19 protein-coding genes and 1 tRNA gene are annotated in these 17117 nt (G+C 37.9%); 16 read left to right on the top strand and 4 right to left on the bottom strand.

Annotated elements, in window-relative coordinates:
- Nucleotides 1–3 precede the first annotated feature (3 nt).
- From zapA to EYB29_RS05130, 15 genes are all read left to right on the top strand, one after another.
- The gene (gene zapA, locus EYB29_RS05200; RefSeq protein ID WP_026866883.1) at nt 4–267 is read left to right on the top strand and encodes a cell division protein ZapA; all 264 of its coding nucleotides are present in this window, start codon (nt 4–6) and stop codon (nt 265–267) included.
- A 3-nt stretch (nt 268–270) separates the two neighbouring features.
- On the top strand, nt 271–798 hold the full coding sequence (locus tag EYB29_RS05195; RefSeq protein ID WP_026866884.1) for a CvpA family protein: 528 nt from the start codon (nt 271–273) through the stop codon (nt 796–798).
- Nucleotides 799–826: 28 nt separating this feature from the next.
- A complete protein-coding gene (gene polX / locus EYB29_RS05190) occupies nt 827–2539 on the top strand; it encodes a DNA polymerase/3'-5' exonuclease PolX (protein WP_026866885.1) in 1713 nt (570 codons plus the stop codon).
- Complete coding sequence (locus EYB29_RS05185) at nt 2532–4859, top strand: endonuclease MutS2 (protein WP_026866886.1); 2328 nt, start codon at nt 2532–2534, stop codon at nt 4857–4859. Before polX ends, EYB29_RS05185 begins: the two co-directional genes overlap by 8 nt.
- A 176-nt stretch (nt 4860–5035) precedes the next feature.
- Nucleotides 5036–5350, top strand: a complete 315-nt coding sequence (gene trxA / locus EYB29_RS05180) for a thioredoxin (RefSeq protein ID WP_026866887.1) — start codon at nt 5036–5038, stop codon at nt 5348–5350.
- Nucleotides 5351–5391: 41 nt separating this feature from the next.
- Entirely contained in the window at nt 5392–7161 is a 1770-nt protein-coding gene (uvrC, locus tag EYB29_RS05175) for an excinuclease ABC subunit UvrC (RefSeq protein ID WP_026866888.1), read from the top strand.
- A 119-nt stretch (nt 7162–7280) separates the two neighbouring features.
- A complete protein-coding gene (locus EYB29_RS05170; RefSeq protein ID WP_026866889.1) occupies nt 7281–7892 on the top strand; it encodes a succinate dehydrogenase cytochrome b558 subunit in 612 nt (203 codons plus the stop codon).
- Between the two features lie 14 nt (nt 7893–7906).
- Nucleotides 7907–9658 carry a succinate dehydrogenase flavoprotein subunit gene (sdhA, locus tag EYB29_RS05165; protein WP_026866890.1) on the top strand — a complete coding sequence of 584 codons (1752 nt, stop codon included), beginning with the start codon at nt 7907–7909 and terminating at the stop codon, nt 9656–9658.
- Between the two features lie 17 nt (nt 9659–9675).
- Nucleotides 9676–10452 (top strand): succinate dehydrogenase iron-sulfur subunit, encoded by a 777-nt coding sequence (gene sdhB / locus EYB29_RS05160; protein ID WP_051220509.1) that lies wholly within the window; start codon nt 9676–9678, stop codon nt 10450–10452.
- 178 nt (nt 10453–10630) lie between these two features.
- Nucleotides 10631–11074, top strand: coding sequence for a MarR family winged helix-turn-helix transcriptional regulator (locus EYB29_RS05155; RefSeq protein ID WP_026866892.1), 444 nt, complete (start codon nt 10631–10633; stop codon nt 11072–11074).
- Entirely contained in the window at nt 11067–11885 is an 819-nt protein-coding gene (gene murI / locus EYB29_RS05150) for a glutamate racemase (RefSeq protein ID WP_026866893.1), read from the top strand. The genes EYB29_RS05155 and murI overlap by 8 nt, the downstream gene beginning before the upstream one ends.
- Nucleotides 11878–12468: an XTP/dITP diphosphatase gene (locus EYB29_RS05145; protein WP_026866894.1), complete on the top strand. Its 591-nt coding sequence runs from the start codon at nt 11878–11880 to the stop codon at nt 12466–12468. Before murI ends, EYB29_RS05145 begins: the two co-directional genes overlap by 8 nt.
- Nucleotides 12469–12481: 13 nt before the next feature.
- Complete coding sequence (locus EYB29_RS05140) at nt 12482–12967, top strand: metallophosphoesterase family protein (RefSeq protein ID WP_026866895.1); 486 nt, start codon at nt 12482–12484, stop codon at nt 12965–12967.
- An 11-nt stretch (nt 12968–12978) separates the two neighbouring features.
- Nucleotides 12979–13524, top strand: coding sequence for a GNAT family N-acetyltransferase (locus EYB29_RS05135; RefSeq protein ID WP_026866896.1), 546 nt, complete (start codon nt 12979–12981; stop codon nt 13522–13524).
- Between the two features lie 81 nt (nt 13525–13605).
- A tRNA-Arg gene (locus EYB29_RS05130) sits at nt 13606–13679 on the top strand.
- Between the two features lie 134 nt (nt 13680–13813).
- Here EYB29_RS05130 and EYB29_RS05125 read toward each other — a convergent pair.
- From EYB29_RS05125 to EYB29_RS05110, 4 genes are all read right to left on the bottom strand, one after another.
- Nucleotides 13814–14854 carry a tyrosine-type recombinase/integrase gene (locus EYB29_RS05125; RefSeq protein WP_166626767.1) on the bottom strand — a complete coding sequence of 347 codons (1041 nt, stop codon included), beginning with the start codon at nt 14852–14854 and terminating at the stop codon, nt 13814–13816.
- A gap of 10 nt (nt 14855–14864) precedes the next feature.
- On the bottom strand, nt 14865–15314 hold the full coding sequence (locus tag EYB29_RS05120; protein WP_026866898.1) for an ImmA/IrrE family metallo-endopeptidase: 450 nt from the start codon (nt 15312–15314) through the stop codon (nt 14865–14867).
- An 88-nt stretch (nt 15315–15402) separates the two neighbouring features.
- Nucleotides 15403–15789, bottom strand: a complete 387-nt coding sequence (locus EYB29_RS05115; protein ID WP_235678882.1) for a hypothetical protein — start codon at nt 15787–15789, stop codon at nt 15403–15405.
- A gap of 8 nt (nt 15790–15797) precedes the next feature.
- A complete protein-coding gene (locus tag EYB29_RS05110) occupies nt 15798–16145 on the bottom strand; it encodes a helix-turn-helix domain-containing protein (RefSeq protein WP_026866899.1) in 348 nt (115 codons plus the stop codon).
- A 184-nt stretch (nt 16146–16329) separates the two neighbouring features.
- Between EYB29_RS05110 and EYB29_RS11570 the strand changes: the two genes are divergently transcribed.
- Entirely contained in the window at nt 16330–17031 is a 702-nt protein-coding gene (locus EYB29_RS11570; RefSeq protein WP_235678883.1) for an SH3 domain-containing protein, read from the top strand.
- Nucleotides 17032–17117 lie beyond the last annotated feature (86 nt).

Below are 17117 nucleotides of genomic sequence, written 5' to 3'. Positions count from 1 at the left end.
CGAATGAGTGAACAGAAAAACCGCATATCTGTAAGAATTTACAACGAGAATTATACCTTAGTAGGCTCTGAGGACGAGGCACATTTAAGGCACATAGCCGAAGAGGTTAATGATAAGATTACAGCGATTGCAAAGATGAGCCCAGGACTAGATACAACTAGAAAAGCAGTACTTACGGCTTGTAATATAATGGACGATTATATAAAGTTAAAAGAAAAATGCGATGCACTCGAAAGAGAAGTGGACGCGCTTAAAAAAGGGAACTAAACTATGACATTTATAATATTAATCATTCTGTTGATTGGGTTAATTGTAGGGTATCGTAGAGGTATTATCCTACAATCCTTACATTTTATTGGCACCATTGCTGCAGTGATTATTGCAGCCACTAATTATGAAACACTCGGTAGTCGTTTTTACCTGGTGATGCCTTATCCATCGACAGCAGCTCCAAACCCAGTATTAGAAAACGTGGCGAATCAAGAATATGCTTACTACTATATGTTTGCTTTCTTCATTATCTTTATTATTAGTAAGATTATCATTCAGATTATTGTCAGTGGGTTTGATTACTTCCAACAAGTGGCTTCTGGTGGTCTAATTACAAGTATCATCGGTAGTATAATTGGTTTAATCGAAGTCATTTACGTACTCGCAGTTATCTTGTTCTTCGTTGCTACAGTACCATTTGCACCAGTTCAAGAAGCAATTGTTGAATCTGGCCTTGCTAACTTTATAATGGATCACACATTTATTATTTCCGATAAGTTAATAGAATGGATACAAGTAGAGTCATAGAAATATGGCTCTTTTTTTGGAGGAAACTATGGTAAAAAAAGATGTGATTAGACTCTTAGAAACAATCGCAGTCTATATGGAATTAAACCTTGAAAATAGCTTTAAAGTGTCAGCTTATAGAAAAGCTGCAGCTGCACTAGAAAGTGATGAACGGACACTGAAAGAAATTGATAATGTTTCATCAATTAAAGGCATCGGAAAAGGGACCTCAGCAGTTATCAATGAATTTATTGAAAGTGGACAATCGACCGTCTTAAAAGAACTGGAAGATAAAGTACCAAACGGTCTAGTGCGCATGTTAAAAATACCGAATCTTGGCCCAAAGAGAATTGCAAAAATTCATGAAGCACTCGGTATCGATAGTCTAGAAGCATTAAAAAAAGCCTGCCAAAACAATGAAATTAGTAATATGCCAGGTTTTGGTAATAAAACTGAAGAGAATATATTAAAATCCATCGATCTCGTGATCAGTCGACCTGAGCGTTACCCAATCGATAAGATTCTCAAATTTAAGACACTGATTACAAAGACGATTGATGAGATGGACCAGGTTGTTCAATACGATATGGCAGGGAGTTCAAGACGCCTAAAAGAGACGTCTAGGGACTTGGACTTTATCGTTAAGACAAATGATATTGAGGGCTTTACCCACCATATTTTACAAGCGGACTTTGTGAGTGATGTCGTAAGCCGTGGTGACAAGAAATTATCAATTGAGATTGAACATGACTTTGATAAGATCAATGTGGATTTTAGATTCGTTCAAGGTGATGAATATATTTCGACACTGCAGCACTTTACAGGGTCAAAAGACCACAATGTTAAAATGCGTCAAATTGCGAAAGCGCGTGGCGAGAAGATTAGTGAGTATGGTGTGGAAACTAAAGATGGCCTAAAAACATTTGAATCTGAAGCGGCATTTTACGATTATTTCGGTCTGCCTTTTATTCCGCCGAGTATGAGAGAAACAGGTAAAGAAACGGAAATTGATATCAGTGAAATTATTTCAGAAGACGATATCAATGGTGATCTCCATATGCATACAATCGCTAGTGATGGTGCGAATTCCATCGTCGAGATGGTTGAGAAGGCTAGGGAGAAAAATTATAGCTATATTGTCATTACCGACCATTCAAAGAGTTTGATTGTGGCAAATGGTCTATCAGAAGCACGCTTGTTAGCTCAAGTAGAAGAAATTAAAAAGATTAACGCGCAATACGATGATATTGATGTGTATAGTGGTATCGAGATGGATATTTTAGCAGATGGTCGCCTCGATTATGATGATGAAGTATTGAAGCAACTAGACTATGTTATCGCTGCGATCCATTCTAGTTTTCAGCAGAGTGAAGACGAGATTATGAAGCGTTTGAAAAATGCGATGGATAATCCTTACGTCAGACATATTGCCCATCCGACTGGCCGCCTGATTGGTCAAAGAACGGGTTATCCTGTTAATATGGAAGCACTATTTGACTATGCTAAAAAGACGGGCACTGTTTTAGAAATAAATGCGAATCCAAAACGACTCGATCTTTCGAGTGCTGTTATTTCTAATAAAGACAACCTGTTCACTGTGAATACAGATGCCCATCACACAGACCATTTTGATTTTATGAAGTACGGTGTTGCGACCCTACAAAAAGGTTTTGTTCATAAGTCTCAAGTGATCAATACGATGAACCGTCAGGCATTTAAAGATTTTATTAATAAAGGTAAGCAGAGTGATATAAATGAATGAAAAAACATTTAAGACTTTAGAATTCGATAAAATTCTCGAGACACTTAAAACGTTCGCTATCTCTAAAAAGACAAGCGAAGCGCTTGATTTCTCTATAGTTGAGCGAGACCGTGACTTAATTGAGCGAAACATTTTAGAAGTGGACGATGCTTCTACTATGATTCGCCATCGTCACGTTGAACTCGCTGGAATTAGTGATATCAAACCTTACATCAAGCGAGCGGAAATCGGCAGTATTTTAGGTGTAAGTGAATTTAATAGCATTAGAAGTATATTAAATCGTAAAAAGATGCTAGAAAATTTAATTCGCTCTTTTGAAGAGGATGAAATATTTTTAGAACATATTAAAGGTTACATTGAAAATCTTGAAGATATTCATGTCTTGTACAAGAGAATTACTGAAACGGTTGATGAAGTCGCAGTCTTAGATCATGCTTCTTCTGAGCTCTTAAGAATTCGCCGTAAAATCGGGTCAGAAGAACAAAAGGTTAAAGATCGTCTAAATGATATCGTCAGAAAGAACCAAAGAAAACTAAGTGACAGTATAATAACGACTCGGAATGGCCGCTATGTGATTCCTGTTAATGTAGACTATCGTAGTGAATTTAAAGGGATTGTGCATGACTCATCACAGAGTGGACAAACCATTTATGTCGAGCCGACTGCGATTGTCGAATTGACGAATAATATTTCACAGCTAAAAGAAAAAGAACAAGTTGAAGTGACTAAAATACTGAGTGACTTAACGAATGAAACAGCTGGCTATGCCGACGTACTTTATCAGCATGATGAAAATTTACATCATATAGATATGGTCTTTACTAAGGCGAAGTACGGGGCTTCAATTAAAGGGACTAAGCCGACGATTATCGATGATCAATCGATTCGACTCATCAGTGCCTATCATCCGCTTTTAGATGCAGAAACAGCAGTTAAGAATGATATCGTTATTGATCAAAAGACACAAGCAGTTATCATTACTGGACCCAATACCGGTGGTAAAACGGTGACGATTAAAACGGCAGGTCTGTCAGTATTAATGGCACAGGCTGGGATTCCTATACCTGCTAGGGATGGCTCTGAAATATCGATATTTAAGGAAGTCTATGCAGATATTGGTGATGAGCAATCTATAGAGCAATCCCTGTCAACCTTTTCGAGTCACATGGTGAACATATCTGATATTTTAAGGCGGGTAAACAGTGATTCACTCGTTATCCTTGATGAGCTTGGTGCAGGGACAGATCCAGAAGAAGGTGCAGCGCTCGCGATTAGTATTATTGAATACTTACTGGCTAATCAAGCGAAAGTCATAGCGACAACGCACTACCCACAGCTTAAATCCTTCTCTTATACGCGTGAAGATGTTTTGAATGCGAGTATGGAGTTTGACGTAGAAAGTCTTTCTCCAACTTATCGATTGTTGATGGGGATTCCAGGTAAGTCAAATGCCTTTGAAATCTCATCTAAACTCGGTTTAGAAGAAACGGTGATTGAACGTGCAAGAACTTTAACTGGCCGAGATAATATGGAAGTCAATGAGATGATTTCTGCCCTTGAACGTCATACTTCTAAAGTACGTGATTCAGAAATTGAAACGACTGAGTTACTAAAAGAATCAGAGCGTCTGTATCAAGACCTTCGTAATCAATATGAACAGTACAATCAAATGAAAGAGAAGATGATTGATAAGGCACAAGAAGAAGCCAATCGTATTGTTAAACAAAGAGAACTAGAAGCAGAAGAAATAATCAAAGAGCTTGAAATGATGAAAGAATTAGGTGTAGATAGCATTCAAGAACATGAACTTATCGATAAGAAAAAAGCCTTATCTGATGCCTATTATCAAAAGGATATTAAGAAAGATATTCGAAATGAAAAAGTCGAAACGCTTGAGGTTGGTGATGAGGTGGACGTATTAACCTACGGTCAAAAAGGTGAAATTATCGATGTAAGTGATGATGAAGTCACCGTTCAAATGGGTATTATCAAGATGAAGCTAGATAAGTCTGAAGTGAAGAAAAGGAAAGCCAAAAAGGTTGAAAAACCAGTGACTATCCGTCAAAATAAAACTCAAGTCAATCGAACATTGGACCTTCGGGGTGAGCGGTATGAGGATGCGCTAATTAAATTAGAGCAGTACCTAGATCAAGTCTTGCTCTCTAACTATGCTGAAGTAGAAATTATCCATGGTAAGGGAACAGGTGCACTTCAAAAAGGTGTCCAGCAGTACTTGAGACGCCATCCCAAGGTCGCGTCCTTTAGAGGTGGGATGCCTTCAGAAGGTGGTTTTGGTGTGACGATTGTAGAAATGAAATAGGTGAATGTATGGATAATTTTGATATGTACAAACTGGCTAAAATACTGATAGCCGTAGGTATAATCATGTTTTTAAGCGGTATTGTGTACTTGGTTTTCCTCGTCTAAGCAATACCGTTGAGTGAGAAAATAAATTGTTGTATACTTAAACCAATATAAAAATGGAGGTAGTTTTAGATGGCTATTATTGAAGTAAACGATTCAAGTTTTAAAGAAGAAGTTGGCAGTGGATTAACACTAGTAGATTTTTGGGCACCATGGTGCGGGCCTTGTAAAATGATCGCTCCAATTTTAGAAGAATTAGCACCTGAAGTTGAAGGAAAAGCAAACATTGCTAAATTAAATGTTGATGATAACCAAGCAACTGCAAGTGAGTATGAAGTAATGAGTATTCCAACTTTAATTCTTTTCAAAGACGGCGAGCCTGTTGACAAAGTAGTTGGATTCCAACCTAAAGAACAGCTTTCAGCTTTAATTGAAAAACACGCATAAGTCGCCATTCGGCGGCTTTTTTTATATAAAGAAGGGATTATATGAGCGAATTAAAACTAAAACTATCCGTTTTGCCGACTGAACCTGGTTGTTACCTAATGAAAAATAAGGACCAGGAAATTATATACGTTGGTAAGGCGAAAAATTTAAGAAACAGAGTGCGTTCTTATTTTTCTGGTGCACATGATGAAAAAACCATGCGTCTCGTCCAAGATATTACAGACTTCGACTATATAGTTACAGGCTCAGAAATTGAATCATTGCTCCTAGAAAACACTCTGATTAAAAAGCATTTACCGAGATACAATATCCTCTTAAAAGACGATAAGAGTTACCCCTTTATAAAGATTACAAAAGAAGAGCATCCAAAGCTCGTCGTGACACGGACCGTAAAGCCGAATTCAGGTAAATACTTTGGACCCTATCCAAATGCCTACAGTGCACATGAAACAAAAAAACTGTTAGACAGAATTTATCCCCTAAGAAAGTGCAATGTCATGCCAGATAAATTATGTCTGTACTATCACATCGGACAATGTCTCGGCCCTTGTGTATTCAATGTGACAGAAGAACAAAACCAGAAGATGATTGATGGCATCACGAGTTTTTTAAACGGCGAAACCGACGAAGTGATGAAAGAATTACAAGAGAAGATGGAAACAGCAGCAGAAGCCTTAGAATTTGAAAAGGCTAAAGAATATCGTGATCTGATGGGGCATATTGAAAACACGATGTTAAAACAAAATGTACTCACCAATGATATGACAGCAAGAGACTGTTTCGGTTACGCGGTTGAGAACGGCTGGATGTCTGTATCAGTACTCTTTATAAGAAGCGGTAAACTCATCGAGAAGAAAGCTGAGATGTTTCCTTTAAACGATGACATAGAAGAAGAGTTCTTTAGATTCATCGTTCATTTCTATGATGTAAAATCGAACTTAATGCCTAAGGAAATTCATATTCCTAAAAACTTCAATGTAGAGTTGTTAAATGAAGCCTTACCCGTTAATGTTAAAGCGCCACAAAGAGGTGCCAAAAAAGAAATGGTGGACCTTGCGAGTAAAAATGCGAACATCGCGATCGGTAATAAATTCGAAATGATCAAAAGAGACGAAGCACGTACGATTCATGCGATTGATACACTCGGAGAACTGATGAATATTGAAACGCCGAGGAGAATTGAAGCCTTTGATAACTCCAATATTCAAGGTGTGGATCCTGTCAGTGTAATGGTGTCCTTTATAGACGGTAAACCTTCTAAAAAAGACTACAGAAAATATAAGATTAAAACTGTGGAAGGTCCGGATGATTATGCTTCAATGGCTGAGGTCGTGAGAAGAAGGTATACAAGAGTCTTAAAAGAAAGTTTACCACTACCAGACTTGATCATCGTTGACGGGGGTGTTGGCCATATGAACACGGTTAAAGGTGTCTTATTAAATGAATTGTCCCTAGACATTCCAGTTGCAGGACTAAGGAAAGATGATAAGCACTCGACAGCTGAATTATTATACGGAGAACAAGCTGAAGTCGTACCGATGAAAAAGAATTCACAGAGTTTCTATTTACTCCAGAGAATACAAGATGAAGTACACAGATTTGCAATTTCTTTCCATAGGAACACAAGGCGGAAGACAACCATTGCTTCACAGCTAGATAATATTGAAGGGGTCGGCCCCTCTAGAAAACGAAAATTGCTCAAAGAATTTGGTTCTGTGAAAAAGATGAAAGAGAAAAATACAGAGGATTTTATGGCCATCGGAATACCCAAAAATGTAGCTGAGAATATTTCTCAAAAGCTAGGTGAATAAAGGATTCTAAAAGAATGTAAGTATATTACACAAATGCCCAAAGTCGCCTTGATTTGTTTTTTAACAAAGAGTAAAATGATAAGTAAAGTTTATTGACAATTAGTTAGGGGGGGTCTTTTGTGTCGAATCAGGATTCAGGTTTTTACATTCGCAGATTACATTCATTACTTGGAGTTATTCCGTTGGGCGTATTTTTAATCCAGCACTTGTTGGTTAACTTTACGGCTACATACAGTGAAGAGGCTTTTAACTTTGCTGCAGGGATTATGGGTAACCTGCCATTTGTTATTTTGCTAGAAATTTTCATCATTTATTTACCAATACTTTTCCATGGTATTTACGGTATTTACATCGCATTTACTGCTAAGATGAACGTTGGTCATTATAGCACTTACCGAAACTGGATGTTTGTTCTGCAAAGAATTTCAGGGGTTATTGCATTTATTTTTATTGCAGTTCACGTTTACCAGACGCGTTTCCAAGTGTTCTTAGGTGAAGAAGTGAATTTCCAAATGGTTGAAGAAGTCGTTGCCAATCCATTCTGGTTAGTATTTTGGATTGTTGGTGTGGTAGCAACTGTCTTCCACTTTGCCAACGGTTTATGGTCATTCATGATTACATGGGGTATTACGCAATCTAACAAATCACAGCAGCTTATGTCTTACGTCGCAATTTTAGTATTCTTAGTGATCAGCACAATTGGTTTAATGGCAATATTTGCGTTTGTATAAAAGGAGTGTAAATAATGGCGGATAATAAAGTAATCGTTGTCGGCGGGGGTCTCGCTGGTTTAATGGCAACGATCAAAGCAGCAGAATCAGGAGCGAATATCGATCTTTTCTCAATCGTTCCTGTTAAAAGATCACACTCAGTGTGCGCACAAGGTGGAATTAACGGTGCGGTAAATACGAAGGGTGAAGGTGACTCACCGCTTATTCACTTCGATGATACCGTTTACGGTGGAGACTTTTTAGCGAACCAGCCTCCAGTTAAAGCGATGACAGAAGCAGCACCGAAAATTATTCACTTACTTGACCGTATGGGTGTAATGTTTAACAGAACATCTGAAGGACTTTTAGACTTTAGACGTTTTGGTGGAACGCTTCACCACCGTACAGCTTATGCTGGTGCAACAACAGGTCAGCAATTACTGTACGCGCTAGATGAGCAAGTGAGAAGTTATGAAGTTAAAGGACAGGTAGATAAATACGAAGGTTGGGAATTCCTTGGTGTCGTTATCGACGATGAAGGGAAAGCACGTGGTATTACTGCCCAGGAGATTACATCTGGAGAGATTAAAACCTTTAAAGCAGATGCAGTTATCATGGCAACTGGTGGACCAGGAATTATCTTCGGTAAATCAACAAACTCTATGATCAATACAGGTTCTGCAGCATCGATCGTTTATCAGCAAGGTGCAGTCTATGCGAATGGTGAGTTCATCCAAATTCACCCAACTGCCATTCCTGGTGACGACAAGTTACGTCTGATGAGTGAATCGGCACGTGGTGAAGGTGGTCGTGTTTGGACCTATAAAGACGGTAAGCCTTGGTACTTCCTAGAGGAAAAATACCCGGATTACGGTAACCTAGTGCCACGTGATATTGCGACACGTGAAATCTTTGATGTGTGCGTGAATCAGAAGTTAGGTATTAACGGTGAAAACATGGTATACCTAGACCTTTCTCACAAGGACCCACATGAACTGGATGTCAAACTTGGTGGTATCATAGAAATCTATGAGAAATTCACTGGTGATGACCCAAGAAAGGTACCAATGAAGATCTTCCCAGCAGTGCACTACTCTATGGGTGGTTTATATGTTGACTACGATCAAATGACTTCAGTACCTGGTTTATTTGCTGCAGGTGAATGTGATTATTCACAACACGGTGGTAACCGCCTGGGTGCGAACTCATTACTATCTGCAATTTACGGTGGTATGGTTGCTGGACCAAAAGCGATTGAATACGTTAACGGTCTAGATAAGTCTTATGAAGACTTAGATGAGTCATTATATGAAAAACACGCTCAGGTAGAGCAGGAGAAATTCGACAACATCCTAGCGATGGACGGTACAGAGAATGCATATGTAATCCATAAGGAACTCGGTGAAATTATGACAGCGAATGTAACTGTTGTACGTCACAACGACAAATTGCTTGAAACTGATAAGAAAATCGTTGAATTGATGGAACGTTACAAAAACATCAATATTAATGACACTCAAAAATGGTCGAACCAAGCTGCTTTCTTTACACGTCAGCTATGGAACATGTTAGTCTTGGCTCGAGTGATTACGATTGGTGCATACAACCGTAATGAATCACGTGGGGCTCACTTTAAACCTGAATTCCCAGACCGTAACGATGAAGAATGGTTGAAAACGACAAAAGCGTCATACGATGGACCGACAAATGCGCCTAAGTTCGAATACGAAGATGTGGACGTAAGTTTAATTCCACCACGTATCCGTGACTATTCTACTAAACATTAAGAAAGGGATGGCTGAAAATGAGTAATGCAACTGATACAAAAACAATTAAGTTAAGCATAAAGCGTCAAGAAAACCAAGAAGCATCAAGCTATTGGGAAGAGTTTGAAATTCCATATCGCCCGAATATGAACGTGATCAGTGCCTTAATGGAAATTCAAAGAAACCCAGTTAATGCTAAGGGGCAAAAAACAACTGCGGTTACTTGGGACTCAAGCTGTCTTGAGGAAGTCTGCGGTGCGTGTTCTATGGTGATTAACGGCAGTGCCCGTCAATCATGTACAGCACTAATTGATCAGTTCGAACAACCGATTAAATTAGAGCCAATGAGTACTTTCCCAGTAATCAGAGATTTACAAGTCGATCGTTCATTTATGTTCGATAACTTAAAACGTGTGAAAGCTTGGGTACCAATCGATGGTACATACGACCTTGGTCCAGGACCAAGAATGCCTGAGAAAAAACGCCAGGTTGCTTATGAACTCTCTAAATGTATGTCATGTGGTGTATGTTTAGAAGTATGTCCAAACGTTAATAGTAAATCTAAATTCATGGGTGCAGCACCAATTTCACAAGTTAGATTATTTAACCTACACCCAACAGGTAGTATGACTAAAAACGAACGCCTAGATGCTCTAATGGGTACAGGTGGTATTGCTGAATGTGGTATGGCACAGAACTGTGTTGAAGCTTGTCCTAAAGGGATTCCTTTAACGACTTCAATCGCTTCAATGCAACGTGAAACTACTTTCCATATGTTTAAATCATTCTTTGGTTCAGACCACCAAGTAAACTAAGTTTACGGTTGGATTGAAGGTTAAAATAAGCTCACTATTTAACAGCTACGGTTAGTTTTGACCGTGCTAAAAGTAGTGAGCTTTTTACCTTTGTGGATTGGATAAGTATTGAACTGATTGGCTTAGACGCCTTGTTTTGTTATTATATTAATAATGACACATAAGGGGACTAGAAATTATGTACGGAGAAGCTGAGATTATTTCAATAGAAAAATCCTTACGCTACATTGCTGCTAGAGTGAGGGCAAATGGTCGTGAGATTTTAAAGGATCACGAAATCTCTCCACTTCAATTTATTGCACTGCAATGGGTTGGAGATAAGGAAGGGATTACTATTGGTGAGCTGTCGAATAGGTTGTATTTAGCGCACTCAACAACAACTGATATCGTAGATAAATTAGAACGCTCAAATTACGTTAAACGTCAGCGCTCTACAAAAGATAAGCGTCTAGTCTTAGTGAGTATGGAAGAACGTGGGCGAACACTGATTCAATTAGTGATCGATAAGCGAGTGGAATACATTTCTAAAATTACAGGTGACTTAAGTGAGGACAAAAAAGCAATCTTACCTGTTGTTTTAGAAGAGGTTTTACAAGAAAGTGAGCGATATATTAATGATTAAACCGATTGGCATTATGGATTCAGGCGTCGGTGGATTAACCGTAGCGAGTGAAGTCATGCACGCTTTGCCTTCGGAGACAATCTACTACTTCGCTGATACAATTAACTGTCCATACGGACCAAAAGACACAGCCGCTGTGTATAGACATACTAAAGCGGCTGTTCAATTTTTAATAGAACAAGGTGTCAAAGCAATTATCATTGCATGTAACACTGCTACAGCTGCAGTCATGCCAGAACTGCAAAAAGAGGTGGACATCCCACTCTATGGTGTAATTACCCCTGGTGCACTCGGTGCAGTCAGGAAGAGTAAGAACAGTGAAATACTCCTCTTAGCGACAGAAGGCACAGTAAAATCAGGTGAGTATGAAAAGGCAATTTTTGACTTTGATAGTGAAGTCACAGTGCATAGTCTCGCCTGTCCTGAATTTGTGACCTTAATCGAAAGTGGAGACTATAAAAATCACAAGCTTACTCAAGAAGTGATTGAACAGTCACTTAAAGCTTATAAAGATACAAGAGCAGATACTGTAATTTTAGGCTGTACACACTTTCCTTTAATCGAACGTGAAATCGATAAATTTTTCGATGGCAAAAAAGAAATTGTCGATGCAGGCTTTGAGACTGTCAATATTGCCTTAAACCAAATGTATCGCCAGGATTTGTTGATCTCAGAAAAACATCAACCTGTGCATCAATTTTTTATTCATGGGGAAAATTACACTTTTGAAACCATTCTAACAAGTTGGATCAAAGATATAGATTATAAAATAAAATATATATGGCTAAGTGAGGAGAACGAATATGAGTAAAATTGTGATTGCGAGTGGAAACCAAGGTAAGATCAATGACTTTAAAGCAATTTTTTCTGACTATGAAGTTGTCGGGATCAAAGAAATTTTACCGAATTTTGATGTCGAAGAAACCGGCGTGACATTTAGAGAAAATGCGGTATTAAAAAGTGAAGCAGCCGCAAAAGCCTTAAATCTACCGGTTATTAGTGATGACTCAGGACTATCAGTTGAAGCCCTAGACGGCCGTCCAGGCGTCTATTCTGCACGCTATTCAGGTGAACATGGCAACGACCAGAAAAACAATGAAAAGCTACTTAATGAATTATCAGGTGTAGAAAATAGAGCCGCTTACTTTACTTGTGTTTTAGCCTTAACGATTCCAGGAGAAGAAACTCGTACCTACGAAGGCACACTCCTAGGTGAAATTCTAACAGAAGCACATGGTGAAGGTGGCTTTGGTTACGATCCACTCTTTAAAACTTTAGATGGGATTTACCTTGGTGAGATTAATTCTGAAGAAAAAGGGAAGATAAGTCATAGAGGAAAAGCTTTAGAAAAATTAATAAATGATGAAGCAGTATTTGAAAAGCTAAAGAAATGAGAGGTTGAGTTCGATGAGAGTATTAGTCATTAGTGATAATCACAGTGAAAAAAATATTCTGACTGAAGTGTATGAGACAGTAAAACCAGATGAGGCAATTCATTTAGGGGATAGTGAATTTCCATACGACGATGAAGAAATGCAGCAATTTTTAAGAGTTACAGGTAACACAGATAAAGATTCAGCGTATCCAAAAGAAGGACTCTTAGAAGAAACATCGATGTTCTATACACATGGACATTTATATGGCATTAAATCAAACCGAAATGAACTTGCAGCTAAAGCAGAAGAAGTCGGTGCGAAGTATGCCTTATATGGACACTCACATGTGGCTAAAATAGAGAAGATTAATGGAGTCTTTGCCATTAATCCAGGCAGTATTTCATCCTCACGTAACGAGTATCCAGAAAGTTATTTAGTCATTGATACAGAGAGTAAAATTGCGTCATACTATAGTAGAAAACATCAGTTGATGGATGAATTTAACTTAAACAACTAAGGATTGAGTGTATGAAAGTACAAATCGATGAAACGTTAATGCTGAGACAGCTAAAAGTACGTGAATATCAGACCATGTTTGATCTTGTAGATAAGAACCGAGAACAACTAAGAGAATGGTTGCCTTGGGTAGATTATGTTACCGAAGCAGAAAGCTATAAGAAGACGATTCAGGCTTGGATAGAGTCGAATGATGCCAACCAGTCGATGACCTTAGGTGTGTACCTAGAAGGTCATCTCGTCGGTATGTGTGGCTTCAATACAATCGATCTATTGAATAAAAGAGGTGCCATAGGTTATTGGTTAGCCGAAGGCTATAATGGGCAAGGTATCATGACACGTGCCGTAAGAGGACTCGTGGATTATGGCTTTAAACAACTCGAGCTTCATAGAGTAGAAATCTCTGCAGGAGTAGAAAATGTAAAGAGTCGTAAAATTCCTGAGCGATTAGGCTTTGAAGAAGAAGCACTGTTGAAAGAATATGAATTTTTGTATGATCACTTTCACGATTTAGTCCAATATCGTATGATGAAAAGAGACTGGTTAACGAAAAATTAACATTGGTTACAAAAAATCAAAAAATGCATTGACTTTCACTATGCACTTTGATTATAATAGAACTTGTGTTAATTAAGTCGTGTCCTGGTAGCTCAGCAGGATAGAGCAATGGCCTTCTAAGCCATCGGTCGGGGGTTCGAATCCCTCCCAGGACGTCTGAATACTTTTTTAAACCCTATTAATCATCGTTAATCGTTGATTTAATAGGGTTTTTATTTTTTCGTCATGTGATTTAAAGTGATTAAAAGTGAATATAGATGTCAATATTCTGCCAACGAAACACATACCCTTATGGGGTATCATTATTTTCTATAGAATTTAGGATATCTTTAACGACACTTTCTGATTGTTCTTTTGAACTATTAAAACGATGTCCATAGAATTCACGTGTAATATTTATGTTCGCATGTCCAACACGTTTTGATACATGTTCATCATCGACACCTTTATCGATTAAGTAGGTAATGTGTGTATGTCTGAGAGAGTGTAGGACTTTATGTCCTTTGATGTCACCATTGTCTAATGCTTTTCTAAAGTGCTGTTTAATAGCAGTGTTAGATCGTTTGAGGAATGTGCCATTTAAATTGATTTTAAGAGCTTCTATTTGTTCTTTAATATATTTGCTATCTTCATATGATAATTCCACTGTGCGCTTAGCATTTATCGTTTTACCACCACGTATAAATATCGTTTCCTTTTCAAAATCAAAATCTTCATATCTTAGATTACTTACTTCACCAAATCTAGCACCTGTGACATGTAAGATGAATAAAAATAATCCGCTTGGTGTATTCATTTCTTTAATGACTTCTTTTAACTTCTCGTACTCAAAATCTTCCATAAACTTAACATGTCCAGGCATATCTTCAATCTCACTTTCTAAACGAGCATTAAATGTAGGATTACGTTTTGCGATTCCATCGTAGACTGCCTGCTCATAACATTCTCTGATTGCTTGATGATCTTTCTTCATGGTACCTAATGTATATTGTTCGCCTAGTTGATTAATATACTCTTGATATTCACGTTGTGTGACATCATTAGGACGTACATTATCACCAAAGTAGAGTAGGAACTTTCTAAGAGCATTAAAGTATCTCAAATAGGTTTTATGAGTGACGTACTTCTCTTTATACGTTTCTACCCACAAGGTAAAGTATTGAGCGAAGTTTAGATGAGCATATTTATTTTGTTGTTTAATAGGATTTTCTAGTATCTTTTCTATAACCATTTTAGCTTCTTTCTTAGTCGCAAAACCTTGCTGTCTATACCGTTTGTTTTTATATGAAAAATCAAATCCCCACTTACCATTTATCTTCTTCGGTTCCATTGTATCCCTCCTAAAACTGTATTCCAGAGACTTTAGAATGATTGACTAGCATATCTATCCTTTTAAGTGCAACGTCCTCACAAACGCCAAAATACGCCATTAAATCCGTTGCCTGATAGAGTCTATTTTTGGTGATTAGCTTTTCTGGCATCTGTAGGAGTAGTCCAAACTTTTCAGCTTCTGCTTCTTGGTACTCGTTGTATGCTCTAGGCATATTGTGTTGATGTGTGGCGTGTAAAAACATGTGTCCTGCTTCATGGCAGAATGCTTTGAACATCTCATGCTTTTTATCGAATTTAAGCCCGATAATGTCTACGCTTGCCTTCTGTACATAAAAGTTGGATTGGTGGTTATACAGTATGTGTACATCAAACATGTACGCTAGGTGTTCTATATTCAGATCGTGTACATCTAATATGGATAAATCCACGATGTCATTAACTTTCTGTTCGATTCTCATGTCAAAACCCCTTTATTTTAGAACATATGTTCGGTTTAAAGTTTAAAAAATTACTGACCACTGTATAAAACCAATGGTCAGTTGGTTGTTACTTATCAGCTATTTGGCTTAATAGGTTGATGATTTCATCATTTTGTTCAATTATTTTATCGTTCTGCTTAATCAATTCATCGTTCTGTGCAGCTAACATAAATGATTGTTTAAGTTGATTGTTGTAGTAATTGAATGTGGCTTGCTTTTCCATATTGAATGTCAACATACCAAAAGCATTATAAAATTTATCGAACGAAGCCATCATATTCTGTGATTGGTAAGAGTGTTTAGTTACGTCGGTAGGGTTATCAAATCCGTGTTTATTTAATGGTTCTTTCTTGTTTTCTACACGTTTATTCTTTTCGTATTCACGAACTTCTTTAAAAGAAACTTTTTCATTCTTTTGTGTGGTTTCACCTTTAGAAAACTTTTTCCAATCCATACAAACACCTACTTATCTTTATTCTGCTTATACTTCAAGAACTCAATCTTCTCATTAATCTCACGGATCAATTCTTTCTTCACATCATCTGGTAGGCTATCGAATGCTTCTTTGTTGTCGAACATGAAGGAGTCGAAGTCGTCAGATGAAAAGTTTTCACTATCAGTTTTACCTAATAAATAATCTGTAGTCACATCGTAGAGTTCGGATATCTTCACTAGCATCTCATTGTCAGGCTTACGATGACCGTACTCATAACCAGAATATGTGCTATTGGCAATGTTCAAACGTCTAGCAGCTTCTGTCTTAGACCACCCTTTACCTTCTCTTAAAGAAATCAAACGATTAACATCCATATTTAACACTCTTTCATATGTGAATTTACTCTTATTGTAGCGTTTTAATGCGTATAGAGAAATATATTTTTCAAAAAGCGTAATAAAAGTGTTGACTTACGCAAAACGCATAAGTATAATACTAATTAAGAGTTACGCATTACGAGTAATAATTGGTCGCCGATATGATGGATATCTAGCGAAAGTGAGCTATCATGTAGCTATTGACGATAAAGAAGCAGTACAACTTATCCCGTTTAATCGCACAGCCTGGCACTCAGGGGATGGTATGGGTAATGGGAATATGCGTTCAATCGGTATCGAAATTTGTTACTCAATGGATAATGGATATTCAGGCTCTAAATCAGCCAGATATAAAGCGGCAGAGGAAAACGCAGCACTATATATCGCTCACGTGCTTAAACAATACGGTTGGGGAATGGATAGACTGAAAAGACACTATGACTGGTCAGGCAAAGACTGTCCACACAAGATGCACGCTACAGGCACTTATCAAGCATTCAGAAACCGTGTACAAGCACATCTCAATGCGTTAAATAAAGGTACAGTGGCTAGTAAGCCATCTGCTAAACCGGCAAGCAAGAAGGAATTAGTGAATACTGGTGGCTGGAAGAAAAATAAATATGGTACACAGTATATGAAGAAAAAAGGCACATGGAAAAACGGTAGCACTAGAGTTATGAGTCGCTTTGGCAGTCCATTTAGATCAGCACCTGAAGGTGGTTGGGCGAATCCTGGTTGGAAGTGTAACTATGACGAGATTGTTCGTCAGGACGGTCACATTTGGTTAGGTTACACGGTAAGTGGTAAACGTAAGTATATTCCAGTGAAAACATGGAATAGTAAAACTGGCGAAGTTGGTAAAGACTGGGGTACATTTAGTTAAACAAACACATTACACAAGTATTTTAAGGGTATTCGGATTATCGTGTGGAAAAACATTATAGCTGGTAGATTTTTGCTAAACTAAGG

The organism is Jeotgalicoccus sp. S0W5 (assembly GCF_011634875.1).
GTDB classification, from domain to species: domain Bacteria; phylum Bacillota; class Bacilli; order Staphylococcales; family Salinicoccaceae; genus Jeotgalicoccus; species Jeotgalicoccus marinus.
The sequence above is the reverse complement of the archived record's forward strand: the minus strand, read 5'-3'. Positions and strand labels throughout refer to the sequence as shown.